At 49.7% G+C, this 16550-nt stretch carries 6 protein-coding genes, 2 tRNA genes, 3 rRNA genes and 2 pseudogenes; 10 read left to right on the forward strand and 3 right to left on the reverse strand.

Annotated features, from left to right (window positions below; all coding sequences use genetic code 11):
• Positions 1–11: 11 nt before the first annotated feature.
• Positions 12–1505 carry a hypothetical protein gene (locus tag ACKZ62_RS04595; protein ID WP_447096377.1) on the reverse strand — a complete coding sequence of 498 codons (1494 nt, stop codon included), beginning with the start codon at positions 1503–1505 and terminating at the stop codon, positions 12–14.
• Between the two features lie 207 nt (positions 1506–1712).
• Here ACKZ62_RS04595 and ACKZ62_RS04600 point away from each other — a divergent pair.
• The 7 genes and pseudogenes from ACKZ62_RS04600 to ACKZ62_RS04630 form a co-directional block, all read left to right on the forward strand.
• Positions 1713–1874, forward strand: a pseudogene (locus tag ACKZ62_RS04600) (protein-methionine-sulfoxide reductase heme-binding subunit MsrQ); the annotation flags it as partial.
• 488 nt (positions 1875–2362) lie between these two features.
• Positions 2363–3899 (forward strand): 16S ribosomal RNA (locus tag ACKZ62_RS04605).
• 83 nt (positions 3900–3982) lie between these two features.
• Positions 3983–4059, forward strand: a tRNA-Ile gene (locus tag ACKZ62_RS04610).
• A 30-nt stretch (positions 4060–4089) separates the two neighbouring features.
• Positions 4090–4165, forward strand: a tRNA-Ala gene (locus ACKZ62_RS04615).
• A 247-nt stretch (positions 4166–4412) separates the two neighbouring features.
• Positions 4413–7304 (forward strand): 23S ribosomal RNA (locus ACKZ62_RS04620).
• A 169-nt stretch (positions 7305–7473) separates the two neighbouring features.
• Positions 7474–7589, forward strand: a 5S ribosomal RNA gene (gene rrf / locus ACKZ62_RS04625).
• Together the 16S, 23S and 5S rRNA genes with 2 tRNA genes alongside form the textbook arrangement of a ribosomal RNA operon.
• A gap of 192 nt (positions 7590–7781) precedes the next feature.
• Positions 7782–8202: pseudogene (locus ACKZ62_RS04630) on the forward strand (IS3 family transposase); the annotation flags it as partial.
• An 85-nt stretch (positions 8203–8287) separates the two neighbouring features.
• On the opposite strand, the gene ACKZ62_RS04635 reads toward ACKZ62_RS04630, so the two are convergent.
• Entirely contained in the window at positions 8288–8437 is a 150-nt protein-coding gene (locus tag ACKZ62_RS04635; protein WP_242460974.1) for a hypothetical protein, read from the reverse strand.
• Positions 8438–9396: 959 nt separating this feature from the next.
• Between ACKZ62_RS04635 and ACKZ62_RS04640 the strand changes: the two genes are divergently transcribed.
• Genes ACKZ62_RS04640 through ACKZ62_RS04650 form a run of 3 tightly spaced genes read left to right on the forward strand, consistent with a single transcriptional unit; the run spans position 9397 to position 15141 of the window.
• Positions 9397–11859, forward strand: a complete 2463-nt coding sequence (locus ACKZ62_RS04640; protein ID WP_447096378.1) for an ABC-three component system protein — start codon at positions 9397–9399, stop codon at positions 11857–11859.
• Positions 11852–12391: a hypothetical protein gene (locus ACKZ62_RS04645; RefSeq protein WP_122611846.1), complete on the forward strand. Its 540-nt coding sequence runs from the start codon at positions 11852–11854 to the stop codon at positions 12389–12391. Before ACKZ62_RS04640 ends, ACKZ62_RS04645 begins: the two co-directional genes overlap by 8 nt.
• Positions 12391–15141 carry a hypothetical protein gene (locus ACKZ62_RS04650; RefSeq protein ID WP_447096379.1) on the forward strand — a complete coding sequence of 917 codons (2751 nt, stop codon included), beginning with the start codon at positions 12391–12393 and terminating at the stop codon, positions 15139–15141. Before ACKZ62_RS04645 ends, ACKZ62_RS04650 begins: the two co-directional genes overlap by 1 nt.
• 458 nt (positions 15142–15599) lie before the next feature.
• On the opposite strand, the gene ACKZ62_RS04655 is transcribed toward ACKZ62_RS04650, so the two are convergent.
• On the reverse strand, positions 15600–16454 hold the full coding sequence (locus ACKZ62_RS04655; RefSeq protein ID WP_447096380.1) for a hypothetical protein: 855 nt from the start codon (positions 16452–16454) through the stop codon (positions 15600–15602).
• Positions 16455–16550 lie beyond the last annotated feature (96 nt).

A 16550-nucleotide genomic window follows, 5' to 3' on the forward strand; every position in this document is an offset into this window, starting at 1 on the left:
TAACGGGCATGTTAACGCCATGCCCCTCGGGTAAGCGCGGTGCCGGGCAATTCCAACTGTATATACGCAATCACCGCGACCATTACTGCGCAAAACAGCCATTGGGGCGCACTCAGCCCGGCAATCCGATAGATCGCCTGCAACGGTCGCCGCCAGCGGTACTCATACTCGGCTGGCGCCCAGCGTGCCGGCTGGAGCACGCCGATCAAACCGGTCACTGCGTAGGTAGCAAGCCCCAACCACCCAAGCCATTGCCACACGACAAAACCCAGCGCTACTAATGGGCCGCCGTTGCGGATCACCCGATAGCGGCGGTCGGGGATCCATTTGCGGCGCGCACACCAGCGGCTGACGCGTTGGTCGAGGTCTTGCAGGCTCTCGGCCATGACGGTCCAGTAGGTCAGCAGCCACTGGCCGACGCGGGCCATCAACCAGCCGCCCAGTAGGTATAGCGGCAGCATCAATAAGGTCGGGCCGAGTGCGAATCGGCTGGAGAGACTACCCAACGCCAGGCAGGTTGCAAGGACGGCGGTGGCTCGTTTCAGGCCGTGGCGGGTGGGGCGATAGCCGACGAGGGCGTGCCAGAACCACGGGTTGTGATTGGGGAACAAGCCCAGCAGGTCGGGGAACCGTGTGGAAAACGCTGCGGACAGTTGCTCGCAGGCCTGCCAATCGGCTTCTCCGAACGTGGCGGCCAATTGCGCTTGCTGCGCGGGTTTTGCACACATCAAAAACAACGCCGCCGCACCCGGTTGTTGCGCCTGATCTCGCAACGCGTTCAGCCAGACGTGTTGCTCGCTGCGCCGGACCAGGGCCTGCCACCGGGCTTGATCGATAGGCACCGCAGCGCCAGCGTCCCAGGCGAACAGCTGGCAGACCTGTTGGAAAAGAGTCGGCGACCAGCTTTCTTGCACCGTGAACAGGTGCAACACCTGCACCTGCAACGCCTGGTGATGGGTCAGGTCAACCAGCCAGCCCTGGCGGCATGCCCGCTCCAGTCGTTCGAAGAACGCCTGAGGCTGGGCGTCTGCCAGGTATTTTTCAAGGTCGTCGTACAGCTCGCCCTTGAGTGCGTGGACCAGGCGTTGATGGGGAAAACCGCCGCTGTTTATTTGCTGCCATGGCGTGAGCCATTGGCGTTTTTCAACGCCCCAGGTCAACAGCGGTAGATGCCGGTCGGGTGCGTTGACGCAACGCTGGAACAGCAGTTGTTCAAAGTCGGCGGCACACCCTTGTGCCACGGCGCGGGCCCAGCATTCGTCGACTTTCCAGTCATCGAATTCGGCCAGCAGCGCCATTGCTTGTTCATACGCAGCAGGGGGGAGGGCGTGGGCGACGAGGCTGTCGCCGGCACGCAGTCGCTGCAACGCCCGCTCGTACGCTTCCCGCAGACGCTGGAAGGCGACGGGATCATCGTCCGGCCGCGTTACCTTGAGCAGCTTGGCGTACTGGCGTTTGAGGGTGCGCTCGTCAGGGCTGGCCAGCAGATCGTCCATGTTCAGCATCGCCAACCGTTCTTTCAGGGGGGAGGGCGATGATCACTGTTCCTGCGCGCTAAAAACAACCCCGCTGCTCACCGCTCCAATATCCATTCCACCCGGCGGTTATGCGCCCGCCCTTCCGTCAGGCGATTGATAGCGGGACTTATCAGGTCTGCGCGGATTCAGTGTGAGGGGAGCTAAGTCTGTGCGCCGGGCGCGCATTGCTGGGGTGGGCTGCTGCATATATTTTGGATCGTGCGGGGTGATCACAGGAGTGGGCTATCTATGCATCTATCTATAGCTGCGCTGCTGCTGGTGTTGCGTGTACCGCCGGTGATGCGCCGAATCCCACGGCTTATTGCGAAAAAAGCACCTTCTGCAACAAAAGCGTAATTAACGCTTGACCGCAGATTCTGGGAGCCTATAATTCGCCCCACTTCCGGCGCAGTCGAAACGGAAAACTCCTTGATAAACAATGAGTTACGCAGTTTTCGGCAGTGTGCTGCTTCAGTTCATCGAAGCCAAAAGGAAGTTGAAAAAGAGGTGTTGACAGCAGCGTGTAACGCTGTAGAATTCGCCTCCCGCTGATGAGAGATCAGAAGCGCAAGTGGTTGAAGTTGTTGAAGAAATCTTCGAAAGCTTCTGAAAATAATCACTTGACAGCAAATGAGGCTGCTGTAGAATGCGCGCCTCGGTTGAGACGAAAGATCTTAACCAACCGCTCTTTAACAACTGAATCAAGCAATTCGTGTGGGTGCTTGTGGAGTCAGACTGATAGTCAACAAGATTATCAGCATCACAAGTTACTCCGCGAGAAATCAAAGATGTAACCAACGATTGCTGAGCCAAGTTTAGGGTTTCTTAAAAACCCAAAGATGTTTGAACTGAAGAGTTTGATCATGGCTCAGATTGAACGCTGGCGGCAGGCCTAACACATGCAAGTCGAGCGGTAGAGAGAAGCTTGCTTCTCTTGAGAGCGGCGGACGGGTGAGTAATGCCTAGGAATCTGCCTGGTAGTGGGGGATAACGTTCGGAAACGGACGCTAATACCGCATACGTCCTACGGGAGAAAGCAGGGGACCTTCGGGCCTTGCGCTATCAGATGAGCCTAGGTCGGATTAGCTAGTTGGTGAGGTAATGGCTCACCAAGGCCACGATCCGTAACTGGTCTGAGAGGATGATCAGTCACACTGGAACTGAGACACGGTCCAGACTCCTACGGGAGGCAGCAGTGGGGAATATTGGACAATGGGCGAAAGCCTGATCCAGCCATGCCGCGTGTGTGAAGAAGGTCTTCGGATTGTAAAGCACTTTAAGTTGGGAGGAAGGGCAGTTACCTAATACGTGATTGTTTTGACGTTACCGACAGAATAAGCACCGGCTAACTCTGTGCCAGCAGCCGCGGTAATACAGAGGGTGCAAGCGTTAATCGGAATTACTGGGCGTAAAGCGCGCGTAGGTGGTTTGTTAAGTTGGATGTGAAATCCCCGGGCTCAACCTGGGAACTGCATTCAAAACTGACTGACTAGAGTATGGTAGAGGGTGGTGGAATTTCCTGTGTAGCGGTGAAATGCGTAGATATAGGAAGGAACACCAGTGGCGAAGGCGACCACCTGGACTGATACTGACACTGAGGTGCGAAAGCGTGGGGAGCAAACAGGATTAGATACCCTGGTAGTCCACGCCGTAAACGATGTCAACTAGCCGTTGGGAGCCTTGAGCTCTTAGTGGCGCAGCTAACGCATTAAGTTGACCGCCTGGGGAGTACGGCCGCAAGGTTAAAACTCAAATGAATTGACGGGGGCCCGCACAAGCGGTGGAGCATGTGGTTTAATTCGAAGCAACGCGAAGAACCTTACCAGGCCTTGACATCCAATGAACTTTCTAGAGATAGATTGGTGCCTTCGGGAACATTGAGACAGGTGCTGCATGGCTGTCGTCAGCTCGTGTCGTGAGATGTTGGGTTAAGTCCCGTAACGAGCGCAACCCTTGTCCTTAGTTACCAGCACGTAATGGTGGGCACTCTAAGGAGACTGCCGGTGACAAACCGGAGGAAGGTGGGGATGACGTCAAGTCATCATGGCCCTTACGGCCTGGGCTACACACGTGCTACAATGGTCGGTACAGAGGGTTGCCAAGCCGCGAGGTGGAGCTAATCCCATAAAACCGATCGTAGTCCGGATCGCAGTCTGCAACTCGACTGCGTGAAGTCGGAATCGCTAGTAATCGCGAATCAGAATGTCGCGGTGAATACGTTCCCGGGCCTTGTACACACCGCCCGTCACACCATGGGAGTGGGTTGCACCAGAAGTAGCTAGTCTAACCTTCGGGAGGACGGTTACCACGGTGTGATTCATGACTGGGGTGAAGTCGTAACAAGGTAGCCGTAGGGGAACCTGCGGCTGGATCACCTCCTTAATCGACGACATCAGCTGCTCCATAAGTTCCCACACGAATTGCTTGATTCATTGAAGAAGACGATAAAGAAGCAGCCCGAAATTGGGTCTGTAGCTCAGTTGGTTAGAGCGCACCCCTGATAAGGGTGAGGTCGGCAGTTCGAATCTGCCCAGACCCACCAATTTTGTGTGGGAAACGCCTGTAGAAATACGGGGCCATAGCTCAGCTGGGAGAGCGCCTGCCTTGCACGCAGGAGGTCAACGGTTCGATCCCGTTTGGCTCCACCACTACTGCTTCTGTTTGTTGAAAGCTTAGAAATGAGCATTCCATTGTTATGATGGTGAATGTTGATTTCTAGTCTTTGATTAGATCGTTCTTTAAAAATTTGGGTATGTGATAGAAAGATAGACTGAACGTTACTTTCACTGGTAACGGATCAGGCTAAGGTAAAATTTGTGAGTGGCTCGAAAGAGCCAAATCGAATTTTCGGCGAATGTTGTCTTCACAGTATAACCAGATTGCTTGGGGTTATATGGTCAAGTGAAGAAGCGCATACGGTGGATGCCTTGGCAGTCAGAGGCGATGAAAGACGTGGTAGCCTGCGAAAAGCTTCGGGGAGTCGGCAAACAGACTTTGATCCGGAGATGTCTGAATGGGGGAACCCAGCCATCATAAGATGGTTATCTTACGCTGAATACATAGGCGTAAGAGGCGAACCAGGGGAACTGAAACATCTAAGTACCCTGAGGAAAAGAAATCAACCGAGATTCCCTTAGTAGTGGCGAGCGAACGGGGACTAGCCCTTAAGTGGCTTTGAGATTAGCGGAACGCTCTGGAAAGTGCGGCCATAGTGGGTGATAGCCCTGTACGCGAAAATCTCTTAGTCATGAAATCGAGTAGGACGGAGCACGAGAAACTTTGTCTGAATATGGGGGGACCATCCTCCAAGGCTAAATACTACTGACTGACCGATAGTGAACTAGTACCGTGAGGGAAAGGCGAAAAGAACCCCGGAGAGGGGAGTGAAATAGATCCTGAAACCGTATGCGTACAAGCAGTGGGAGCCCACTTTGTTGGGTGACTGCGTACCTTTTGTATAATGGGTCAGCGACTTATTTTCAGTGGCGAGCTTAACCGAATAGGGGAGGCGTAGCGAAAGCGAGTCTTAATAGGGCGTCTAGTCGCTGGGAATAGACCCGAAACCGGGCGATCTATCCATGGGCAGGTTGAAGGTTGGGTAACACTAACTGGAGGACCGAACCGACTACCGTTGAAAAGTTAGCGGATGACCTGTGGATCGGAGTGAAAGGCTAATCAAGCTCGGAGATAGCTGGTTCTCCTCGAAAGCTATTTAGGTAGCGCCTCATGTATCACTGTAGGGGGTAGAGCACTGTTTCGGCTAGGGGGTCATCCCGACTTACCAAACCGATGCAAACTCCGAATACCTACAAGTGCCGAGCATGGGAGACACACGGCGGGTGCTAACGTCCGTCGTGAAAAGGGAAACAACCCAGACCGTCAGCTAAGGTCCCAAAGTTATGGTTAAGTGGGAAACGATGTGGGAAGGCTTAGACAGCTAGGAGGTTGGCTTAGAAGCAGCCACCCTTTAAAGAAAGCGTAATAGCTCACTAGTCGAGTCGGCCTGCGCGGAAGATGTAACGGGGCTCAAACCATACACCGAAGCTACGGGTATCACGTAAGTGATGCGGTAGAGGAGCGTTCTGTAAGCCTGTGAAGGTGAGTTGAGAAGCTTGCTGGAGGTATCAGAAGTGCGAATGCTGACATGAGTAACGACAATGGGTGTGAAAAACACCCACGCCGAAAGACCAAGGTTTCCTGCGCAACGTTAATCGACGCAGGGTTAGTCGGTCCCTAAGGCGAGGCTGAAAAGCGTAGTCGATGGAAAACAGGTTAATATTCCTGTACTTCTGGTTATTGCGATGGAGGGACGGAGAAGGCTAGGCCAGCTTGGCGTTGGTTGTCCAAGTTTAAGGTGGTAGGCTGAGATCTTAGGTAAATCCGGGATCTTAAGGCCGAGAGCTGATGACGAGTTAACTTTTAGTTAACGAAGTGGTTGATGCCATGCTTCCAAGAAAAGCTTCTAAGCTTCAGGTAACCAGGAACCGTACCCCAAACCGACACAGGTGGTTGGGTAGAGAATACCAAGGCGCTTGAGAGAACTCGGGTGAAGGAACTAGGCAAAATGGCACCGTAACTTCGGGAGAAGGTGCGCCGGTGAGGGTGAAGGACTTGCTCCGTAAGCTCATGCCGGTCGAAGATACCAGGCCGCTGCGACTGTTTATTAAAAACACAGCACTCTGCAAACACGAAAGTGGACGTATAGGGTGTGACGCCTGCCCGGTGCCGGAAGGTTAATTGATGGGGTTAGCTAACGCGAAGCTCTTGATCGAAGCCCCGGTAAACGGCGGCCGTAACTATAACGGTCCTAAGGTAGCGAAATTCCTTGTCGGGTAAGTTCCGACCTGCACGAATGGCGTAACGATGGCGGCGCTGTCTCCACCCGAGACTCAGTGAAATTGAAATCGCTGTGAAGATGCAGTGTATCCGCGGCTAGACGGAAAGACCCCGTGAACCTTTACTATAGCTTTGCACTGGACTTTGAATTTGCTTGTGTAGGATAGGTGGGAGGCTTTGAAGCGTGGACGCCAGTCTGCGTGGAGCCAACCTTGAAATACCACCCTGGCAACTTTGAGGTTCTAACTCAGGTCCGTTATCCGGATCGAGGACAGTGTATGGTGGGTAGTTTGACTGGGGCGGTCTCCTCCTAAAGAGTAACGGAGGAGTACGAAGGTGCGCTCAGACCGGTCGGAAATCGGTCGTAGAGTATAAAGGCAAAAGCGCGCTTGACTGCGAGACAGACACGTCGAGCAGGTACGAAAGTAGGTCTTAGTGATCCGGTGGTTCTGTATGGAAGGGCCATCGCTCAACGGATAAAAGGTACTCCGGGGATAACAGGCTGATACCGCCCAAGAGTTCATATCGACGGCGGTGTTTGGCACCTCGATGTCGGCTCATCACATCCTGGGGCTGAAGCCGGTCCCAAGGGTATGGCTGTTCGCCATTTAAAGTGGTACGCGAGCTGGGTTTAGAACGTCGTGAGACAGTTCGGTCCCTATCTGCCGTGGACGTTTGAGATTTGAGAGGGGCTGCTCCTAGTACGAGAGGACCGGAGTGGACGAACCTCTGGTGTTCCGGTTGTCACGCCAGTGGCATTGCCGGGTAGCTATGTTCGGAATAGATAACCGCTGAAAGCATCTAAGCGGGAAACTAGCCTCAAGATGAGATCTCACTGGAACCTTGAGTTCCCTAAAGGGCCGTCGAAGACTACGACGTTGATAGGTTGGGTGTGTAAGCGCTGTGAGGCGTTGAGCTAACCAATACTAATTGCCCGTGAGGCTTGACCATATAACACCCAAGCAATTTGCTTGCTTCGAGCTGAAAAGCGAAAGAGCACCAGATTGCGGTGTGTGAAGACGAAATGAACCGAAAGTTCGACTCTTGCAAACACCGAAAGCTATCACATACCCAATTTGCTGAAGCGAGGCCAGCTGGTCACGACTCAGTACCCGAATTTCTTGACGACCATAGAGCATTGGAACCACCTGATCCCATCCCGAACTCAGTAGTGAAACGATGCATCGCCGATGGTAGTGTGGGGTTTCCCCATGTGAGAGTAGGTCATCGTCAAGATTAAATTCCGAAACCCCATTTGCGAAAGCAGATGGGGTTTTGTTTTGGGCGGGCGGAAAGTGCGAGGACGGATCAGGGCGAGCTCTCGAATATCCTCAGGGGCGGCGGGCCTGAACTGGCCTAATGATTTTGACACTTCAATCGGGCGCTATATTGGTACCCAAGTCTGAGGTGTTTGGATACTTCGCCAAAAAGTGCGCCTTTATCAAGCAGCGCACGGGCGACTACTCGATTCGACGGCTTTGCCTGACGCTGATAGTGCATCCCGGTGGTTATTACAGCGTGGCGGTCTGAGCCGCAATCTATACGCGCCAAAGACGACCAGCGACTGCTGGGTTTGGTCAAGCATTCCTGGCTGGAGAGCGGCGGCGTTTACGGCTATCGCAAAATCCATGACGATCTGCGCTAGGTCTGTGAGGATTGTGGTGGTCATTGTGTGGCTAGGCTGATGCGTCTTTAAGGTATGCGTTCTCAGACAGGTTATCGACGCCGCCCCGGAAAGTGCGGCGGTAAGCCAGCGGTAGCATTACCCAATTTGTTGAAGCGCCAGTTCGATGTCTTGGAATCCAACAGGGTTTGGGTCACTGACATCACCTACATTCGTACGTATGAAACAACGTAAAACGCCGCCATGGTTTCAACAATCAGCTGCCATCGGTAGAGTTTGAAAAGCGTTACGCAATGAGCTTGCAAGGTGTCTAGAGAATCTGGGGCGATTCACGCTGATTGAGAAGGCGCGGGATGACCGGCAAATAGTTAGGATTATTTTTGCCGTCCCAGTTCGGACGATCAATCGCATCTTGAACGTCAAGGATAACAATCAGGATAGGGGCGGATTGGTCCTTCATCTCATCTCCTTTGGGTAGGGCGGCAGGCCGAGTGTGCTGAGACGAGCCTCAACCAACAGTTGATTGCACTCGAAACCTGCCTACAGCTCTCTGCGAAGCCCTCTATAATGAATCTCAAGCTTATGCAAGTTGAGTTCGGCAGACGCTTACGGATACGCGCACTGCCTAATGCGGAACATTTGCCAGGATTCCTAACGGATATTGCCTTCTACCTAAGCTAGAAATCTCTCAATGGTTGGGCCTGGGTGTTGCCGACGCCTCGGAGTAGCCCAAATTCGTCCAATCGATAAGGCCGATATCGTAATTCGAGATTCGCGCGTTGGCTTATGCGTGATGGGAGGGGAGCGAGAGTGGGCTTTCGATGTCATCACAAGGCTTCTGGGGCGGGGCGTGAGCGCGCTCAACGATCTTTAAGGTTGTGGGCTGGTTTTGTCTGTTCTCGCCTTCTGGGCACCTTTGCCGGCCTCTGGCGACGTGACTTCACTTTTCCACAGACGAAAAAAAAGACCTTGAAATTCAAGGTCTTTTTTTAAGATGGTGCCCGAGGGAGACTGGAATCTTCCATATGGGTTGGCCGTTTCGAAAGGTTTTGCATTCAAGGGATACACGTCGGGATACACAGCCATTGCCGCTGACTTTGGTTATGACCCATCAAAGTAATCACTTACGGTTCCGGTACTGGGATCAATCAGGCAGAACTGGCAAAGGTGCCTTGCCCCTGACCCACATGAACTCCCTAGCATGGATACCGAGGTGCGCATTATGCATTGGAACGATTGGGAGTGGACAGCCTGCCAGAAGGGGCATGGGAGTTGGCGGCTCATGTAGGAGATGCCTAAAAATGACGCATGCAGGGGAATTTTGCCTATCTGTTGCGAAGGCTGTTTGTTCATAGCAGTATGCCGTGAAGCGTACTGAAGGTTGGTACGGTCTATCCAAGTTGCGTAAAGGATTAGCTCTTGTCAAATCTTAGTATGCACGAAACTCCCGAATCGCTATCAGATAGCCTCAGAGAGGCTGCGAAGAAAGTAAAACCTCCCGTGTTTGAACTTGATGGAGGTCAGTTGCCTTTTGAAAGACTTAGTCCAGAGCACTTTGAACTGCTAATTGCTGATCTCTATCGAGAGCGCCAAGGGGCCAAGGGGTGGGACTGGTACGATAAATCAATCCGCCTCAATGGCGGGAGTGATATGGGGCAAGATGTAGTTCTATTTAACAGCGGTAAACCTGTTGGTGTGGTGCAGTGTAAGCGACTTCGTGCTTCTACGCTGAGTAGGCAGGTGATGCTCTACGAACTTTGTAAGTTTTTTCTATTTGCGCGAATATTTCCTTACCTTACCCCTGTGGCAGGCCAGAAATTTAAGTATATATTTTCTGTTGCAAAAAACGTTCATCAAGATGGTCTGGTTTTTTTTAATTCGTCAGGAAGTGAACGTTTCAATAATTTGCGGTCCGAGATCGTTAATATATTTGGCTCTCTTGTAAAGGATCTGAAAACGTTTAGCGGCTATCCAGGTTTTGTTAATTTAACTCCGGAAGATGTTTGCGATCTGGTGTGGGGCTCGTTAGTAGAGGTCGAGACAAGCGTTTATAGGCAAAATGATTTGTCCGATTTAGTAAGAAAGACGCCAGGCGTCTATTCAAATTATTTTTCTTTGCGGCATGTCGCCATTGTAGGTGAGGAGCTTAAGGAGTTAATAGCAGGTTATTTCAGGTCTGCTGGCGCTCCACCTAACTCGTCTTGGATGCAGCTGGAGGAAGACTCGTATACAGTCGAAATTCCGATGTTTGCCTCGCATAATGATAAAGTCAATGTTGTGTTAATACAGGGTACGGGTGATTTTGCTTTAAGATCTTTAGAGAGTGCTTTGGGTCAAGATGATGCTGTTAAATCGATGGTCGGCGGACGCCTCACAGTTATTTTAGCTGGTGGTTCGGCTTTTAGTTGTGCAGACGATATGAGAATTGAAAAGATACTTGGGGGGTTTTCAAGTCCAGTTATTCTGATTGCTGGCTGTGGTGCGCTGGACGGTCAGGAAATAAATAATTTGAAGAATGAGCCTGGGGTCGTTTGGTATTTTAGACATTTTATTCTTGCCGCCAGTCGTCGGTATAAATTTGGTTGGTGTTGGTTAAAGCTTCAAGAGGATAGAGTTGAGGGTGAGGGAAATGCCGGTGAAGTAGGCGATAATAAAGAAGTCTTACGTTACCCTCTGATAGTGAATACTCCTTTGGATCCGACTTTTGAATCGGCAGATGTTGGACTTAGGTTGTCATTCAATGATTTTATAATATATCCGTTAATTGATGATGATATGTTATGTAGCTGGGCTTCTCGTCACTCGGTTCTCAAGCGGTTAGCTTTGGGTATGCATGAAGATAGTTCTAGCCGTAGAACCATGATTTGTGGGGCTGTGCATTGGGATGAGGTTTCGGATAAACATGATGAGTCAATAAGTGATGTGCTTGCTGTCAGAAGGAATCTGCAGAGAGAGGTCGGGGTTTTTCTAGCAAATAGTTCGCTGACTACCAAGTTTGATAATGAGTGGCGCAGCGCGTCCGGATATTTTCCTTCCTTTGTGGAAAGTAGCTATTTGTTCAATAGACGATCGTCGCCAAAGGGATCAATATTCAGACGTGATGATGAATCTTATATATTTTTTGTTCTGAGATGGACTCAGGTAGGCATCGAGTCGGTAATAGAAGTTCCGCACTTTGATTTGCGCGGAGTTGTAAGTGGAGATATTGATCCTGGTGGTGTTGAGTTAAGTCGGCATATGAAGTGGCATTTGCCACATCCGCATAGCAGTTTGCAATTGCATGACTCATTTTCTGAGTTTTATGAAAGTCTAATTTCTTCAAATTATAAGAAGTCAACTAAGCTGTCGGCTGGATTTTTTTATGGTGTCCAGCCCGGATTGGAATTTAGTGTGAATGATATCTCCAAATCATTCTCAAAGTTATGCGAGCCTTTGCAAGCTGCTTGCTACTTGTCGGGTGGGTACGGCGCGAAGTGGGTACAGCATGATGAGTATCCAGCGCATATTGATTATTGTAAGTTCGGTAAACCTGTAGTGTCACTCTTCTTATGGGCAGATAGGAATATGTCATTAAATCAAGTCGAGGCTATGGTATCCGAGTATTCGAAAACTGGCGGTGCAGCTCCAGATTTAATTATATTTACCTCCGTCTTAGGTGATCCAGAGCCAGCAGGTCGCGCGACAAGAAGTAAGTCTCGTGACAATATCGCGAGTCCAGCTTCGTTGCCAGGAAGTATTGCGGAACCCAACATTGCCCGTAAAACATATTTGTTTCCGATGCGTGAAATACAAAACTGTTATATGTCTGGTGTTTCGGAGTCAGACGAGCGTGCAAAATTTTTTGAAGGACTCGTGGCACGAAAGGAGGCATTAGATGTTTGAGGCGTTGAAAGAACTCGTGTTTACGTTAGGTGCTAGTGCTGGGTTTGAAAAGGTTGCCATCGAATTAGATTTGAATGATGAAGAGCGCGTGCCGTTTGCTTATCTTGAATCATCTTATGCATCTATATTGATTTGGCCAATAAGCCAGTTATCTCAAGAAAAGCTGATTGAGCATGCTGTTTTAGCGGAGCGAATTCTTGATGAGATACTAACGACTCGTGAATCATCAGGTGTAGTAATAGATGGTTATGTGATTATTGCGCTAGATAAATACTACGAGAACTTGAAGTCTGTAGTTTTAGAGATAGAGCAAAGTACGCGTTTGTGTCGTAAACACATAGTCTGGTTTGATGCATCTGGATGGGCAAGGCTGGAACGCGTCACTACTCTGGGAGTAAGTAAAGTTACAATGCTATCGGATATAGGGAGTTTGCCGACTCTCGATCATGAAGCGCAAATGCTTATGGATGAATTGGAGTCTACTCAGCCAAGGGCCCTAGCTCGAGCACATGATACATGGAGTGCCCAATAATGGCATTGGTAAAGTTTAAAATTGATAGCCTCGAGATAACCAGGTTTCGGGGGGTTCCAGACACAATTACCGTGCCGCTCGGAGCACCTCTAACACTAATCTACGCTGCTAACGGAACTGGGAAGAGTACTGTTTGTCAGGCTGTGGAGTGGTTGCTAACTGGTCGCATAGAAGGAATTGAAGATGACGCTATTACCTGTAAGTGGGGAGCGAGCGAGACGTGCGTGTCTGCCATAGGTAGTTTTGATGATAAGCCTCTCAAGTTAATTAGAACTTTTGACGGGTTGAGTAGGGAGAGTGCTGGGAAGCTACATGAGGTCGATACTCTGAAGTTTCTTAAAGCGTTGACACCTGATAATTTGGCTGTAAGTAGTCGTTCAGATTATGCGATAAAGGAACGTAGTAGTTGGCTGCGAGGTACGCGTTGGCTGTACTCAACAGCGCTCGGATTACTTATTGATGATGATCACTTAGATAAGCGGGAGCAAATATTTGCGGATATTCTAGGCTATGGGCATTTGACGCCAGTGCGAAGAAAAATAAAGGCTTACTGGGATGCTTTGCCAAGTTATAGAGGGTTAGAGTCCAATATTAAAAAAATCGAATTGCAAATGGAGAGTGCTAAGAAAGATATAAGTTCGGCGGGGCCCACAGCATTTGATACGTCAATAGAACTTGCTTATTCAATTCTAAATATCAAGGAGGCTGAAGGGGTAGAGGAACATAATCAACGGTTGGATGCGGTTAATGCAGCTATCTCGGGTGCAGAGCATAGGCTCGCCTCAGTTTCTAGTCAGTTCATAAATCTATCCGGCGGCTTACAAAGTGCTGAATTAACGTATAGTGAAATAAAAAATCTCCGGGGGCTTATCTCAGAAGCTATCAATCGTAACAAGTCGGTTGAGGAGCGAGTTAATAAGGTTGCCTCTGATCTTTCTCAGAAAAATACAGAAAGTTCAGATGGACAAATACTTCTTAAGAACCTTGAACTGCTTTGTGAGGTGCTGATAAAAGCAAATGAAGTATATTCTGATATGGAGGATCTTGAGGAGTCAATATCCTCTGATATAACTGTTTCCGAGTTGAAAGAGAATTTGCCTGAGGCTTTTTGGACAAAATCTGAAATTTTTTTATTAATATCAGCGGTTGATGAATTCTCCAATGTAAAGCAAGACTTCATAGATCTTCGTAAAAAATATTCTGAATTAAATAAAGTTATTTTGCAGCGACCCGCCGCGACGCAGTTAAGTGAAGCCAGTGCGGAGGTAACTAATTACAGAGAGCTTAATCAGAAGGCGATTTCGGAGTTGGCAGCTATTTCATCGTCTCTTGATGAGCTGCGGCGATTAGGTCAGGGCTTTGTTCATGAACATGAAGAACTTAAAAGTTGTCCACTGTGTGGAGTAGAACAGCCTACGCACGATAAATTACTCCGTTTAATTGGTGTGGCGATGAGTACTGTTGCGCCATCTGTTGCAGTATTACAGGTGAATGTAAAGCGTACGGGTGAGCTACTTACTTCAGCAGAAAAGAAACATTCCGAGATTGCTGCAGTTGAAATGCGAGCCACCTTGGCGCAGCGCGAGCTTTCAGATGTTGAAGAGAAGCTTAAGGAGATGATTTCGCAATCTCCTTTCGATGAGCTTACACTCGAGAGCATCGATCAGTTTAGCGTAGATTCGATTTACTCTTATGAGCATCGGCTTTCGGTTTCGAAGGATGTTAACGAACTTTATTCAACTATTCGGCAAGTTGAAAAAAAGTTTGAGCTTGTGACAGCTGAGAAAACCTTTTCTGAGCGTGTTTCTCAGGCGTCAAATACAGTGAAAATTTTTATTGAAAAACAAAAAAGTAGTTTGTCAAAAGTAGATCGTGAATTGCTTGGTTTAAAGTCTAATTTGACAAAGGAAGAGCAGCTGCGAGATAGGGAGGCACGCGACCTAAAAAACCTTGAGGAAAGGCTCAGTGCTTTATTGTTGTCTAAGACTGAGTTTTCTGATGCGTGCAAGATTCTTAAGGTCTCTGAGCCACCAACTTCGCAGGAGTTGGAGAGAGTGGCTCAGCTTATCTCGGATAGGCGGCAAAAGTTGGACCTGTCAAAAGAGCAGGTTTCAATTGCGAGCACAAGTATTAAATCTGGAATTGCATTTAAAGAATTGAATCGGCTTACAGTTGAGTGTAATAGGCTTAAATCTCTTCTTGATCAGGCTAAAAGCTGCACAAAAAGAGCCGAAAGAGTATACGGGATTTACGATTCGCACATAAAAGAATTAACGAAGTCGCAGCTTGCCCCATTGATGGAGCCCGCTCAGCAGTTGTTTTCCCGGATGCATGCTAATGAAGTTTATAAAGGGATCGGAGTAGATTCAGAAGAGGGAAGATTAATTTGGTCAGGAGTCGCTGATGATTTAACTGTAAACGCTGGGGCAATGTTTAGCCAGGGACAACGTCAAGACCTTGCGCTTTCATTGTACTTGTCTCGTGCAATGAGCATGGGGGGGATGTTTTTTTTAGATGAACCCATTGCTCATCTAGATGACTTGAATAGAGTTGCGATGCTAGATATTTTTAGAGTATTGGCAGTTTCTGAAAAAGATACGTCTCTTGTGTTAACAACTTCAAGCGACAGTTTAATGAGGCATGTAACGCAAAAGTTTTCTTCCGCGCTTGGTGGGTCATTACTTAATGTTGTTACACTCAAGGGCAACCCTAGGACAGGAGTAACACTCGAGAGTAGTATTGATAAATGATTTAATTTCGGTGTGCTTCAAGTTTGGTTTGAGTAATAAAAAGACGGACATCCTTGTAAAAATGGCAGCTAGAGGAAACCTGCGAGTCTGATAACCCGTGTAGGGGCCCCCCCTTCAGGAGGACCCGTAAAATCTGCCGCTACGGCTCCTTGCCTGGGACTAGTCGCACACAGCAATCGGCAGATCCGGAGCTATCCGCCGCGTCCATTCGCGCTGAAGGTTCACGCCGCGAAAGGGGGCGAGGGGAAAGTTAATCCGTAGGTAGTGAAGAGGAAGTGTTCCACGTGTTCCATGTGTTCCAGAAACGTCGGAGGCCACGGAATACGAGGCTTTCAGAGGCGGAACACCAAATGCTAATAACCGGAACACCAGTTACGCGGAACACGTTTGGTGTTCCGCGATTTGGTGATCCGGTTATGGGTGGAAAGCAACGCCGTAGGTATCGGCGATGCGGTGAGTCAGGCGGCTAGCAACTGCTCCATGGATAGTGCATAGGCTTTATCTCTGATTGTCTTCTCGCTGATGCACGAAGCCCCATGCGGGGTTTGCAAGGGCACATAGAGCTCACTCAACGAGCTTGTCCATCCCAAGGCTTTCTCGGTGGCTTCCAAGTGTGCCGCGACGGCGGCGAATTCCTGAGCGGCCTTGTCCATGCGGTCAGCCCACATGATCCGCGCTACGCGTAGCTGGCGCTGACCAAGATCTTTCAAAACCTCTCTGATCTCTGCAATTTCCACATCGAGCTTTTCGACTTCGTTTTTCAAGGCCTGCGCGGTCGCTGCCATTCCTCGCTTGCCACGTGTCACCATTGCCAGGGCTTCGGAGGCGAGACGCAGCACCTTCTCCGCACGCTGCTCATCTGCGTCGTCTCCGTCACTGAGAGCGACCGCATAACTCGCCGCGGCTTGTTTCTCCGCATATTGGGCCTTCTCGACTTCGGCTCGTTTCTCATCCTCTAGCTTTTGCAGTTTGGTCGACAGTTTTAGGCGTTTGTCCTGCAGATTTTGCAGGTCGCTCTGTACCTGACTGATTTCTTTCTGAGCCTTTTTGATGTTGGCGCTCGCGAACCGGGTGCCATCTTCCCAGTCGACTAGCCTTTGAATACGCTTGATCTCGGAAGCGTGACCCTCGATAGCCGATTTAGCGTTATCAAACGCATCAGTGATTTCGCGAGGATAAGGCGCTCTATTAATGCGGTTGTTTGCGTGGAAGCGTTTGGCCTCCTTTGCCGCCGAGCTAAGATTCGGTAGCGCCTTTTTGAGACGTTCCAGTTCCGCTTGATGGTGTTTGAGTTGCTTTTGAAGTTCGCTCATGAGAATTCTTCCATATCAAAATTTGTGGTGTTTGTACGCATTATTCCGGGCGGGCCAGACCCGAGGCGGCCGGCAGCTCTCCTCGATCCGCCAACT

This window comes from Pseudomonas sivasensis (genome assembly GCF_052938085.1).

Excerpts from the sequence above, each read along its gene's own strand:
- ACKZ62_RS04595 (WP_447096377.1), bottom strand. The coding sequence starts at position 1,505 with ATGCTGAACATGGACGATCTGCTGGCCAGCCCTGACGAGCGCACCCTC.
- ACKZ62_RS04635 (WP_242460974.1), bottom strand. The coding sequence starts at position 8,437 with ATGAAGGACCAATCCGCCCCTATCCTGATTGTTATCCTTGACGTTCAA.
- ACKZ62_RS04645 (WP_122611846.1), top strand. The coding sequence starts at position 11,852 with ATGTTTGAGGCGTTGAAAGAACTCGTGTTTACGTTAGGTGCTAGTGCT.
- ACKZ62_RS04650 (WP_447096379.1), top strand. The coding sequence starts at position 12,391 with ATGGCATTGGTAAAGTTTAAAATTGATAGCCTCGAGATAACCAGGTTT.
- ACKZ62_RS04655 (WP_447096380.1), bottom strand. The coding sequence starts at position 16,454 with ATGAGCGAACTTCAAAAGCAACTCAAACACCATCAAGCGGAACTGGAA.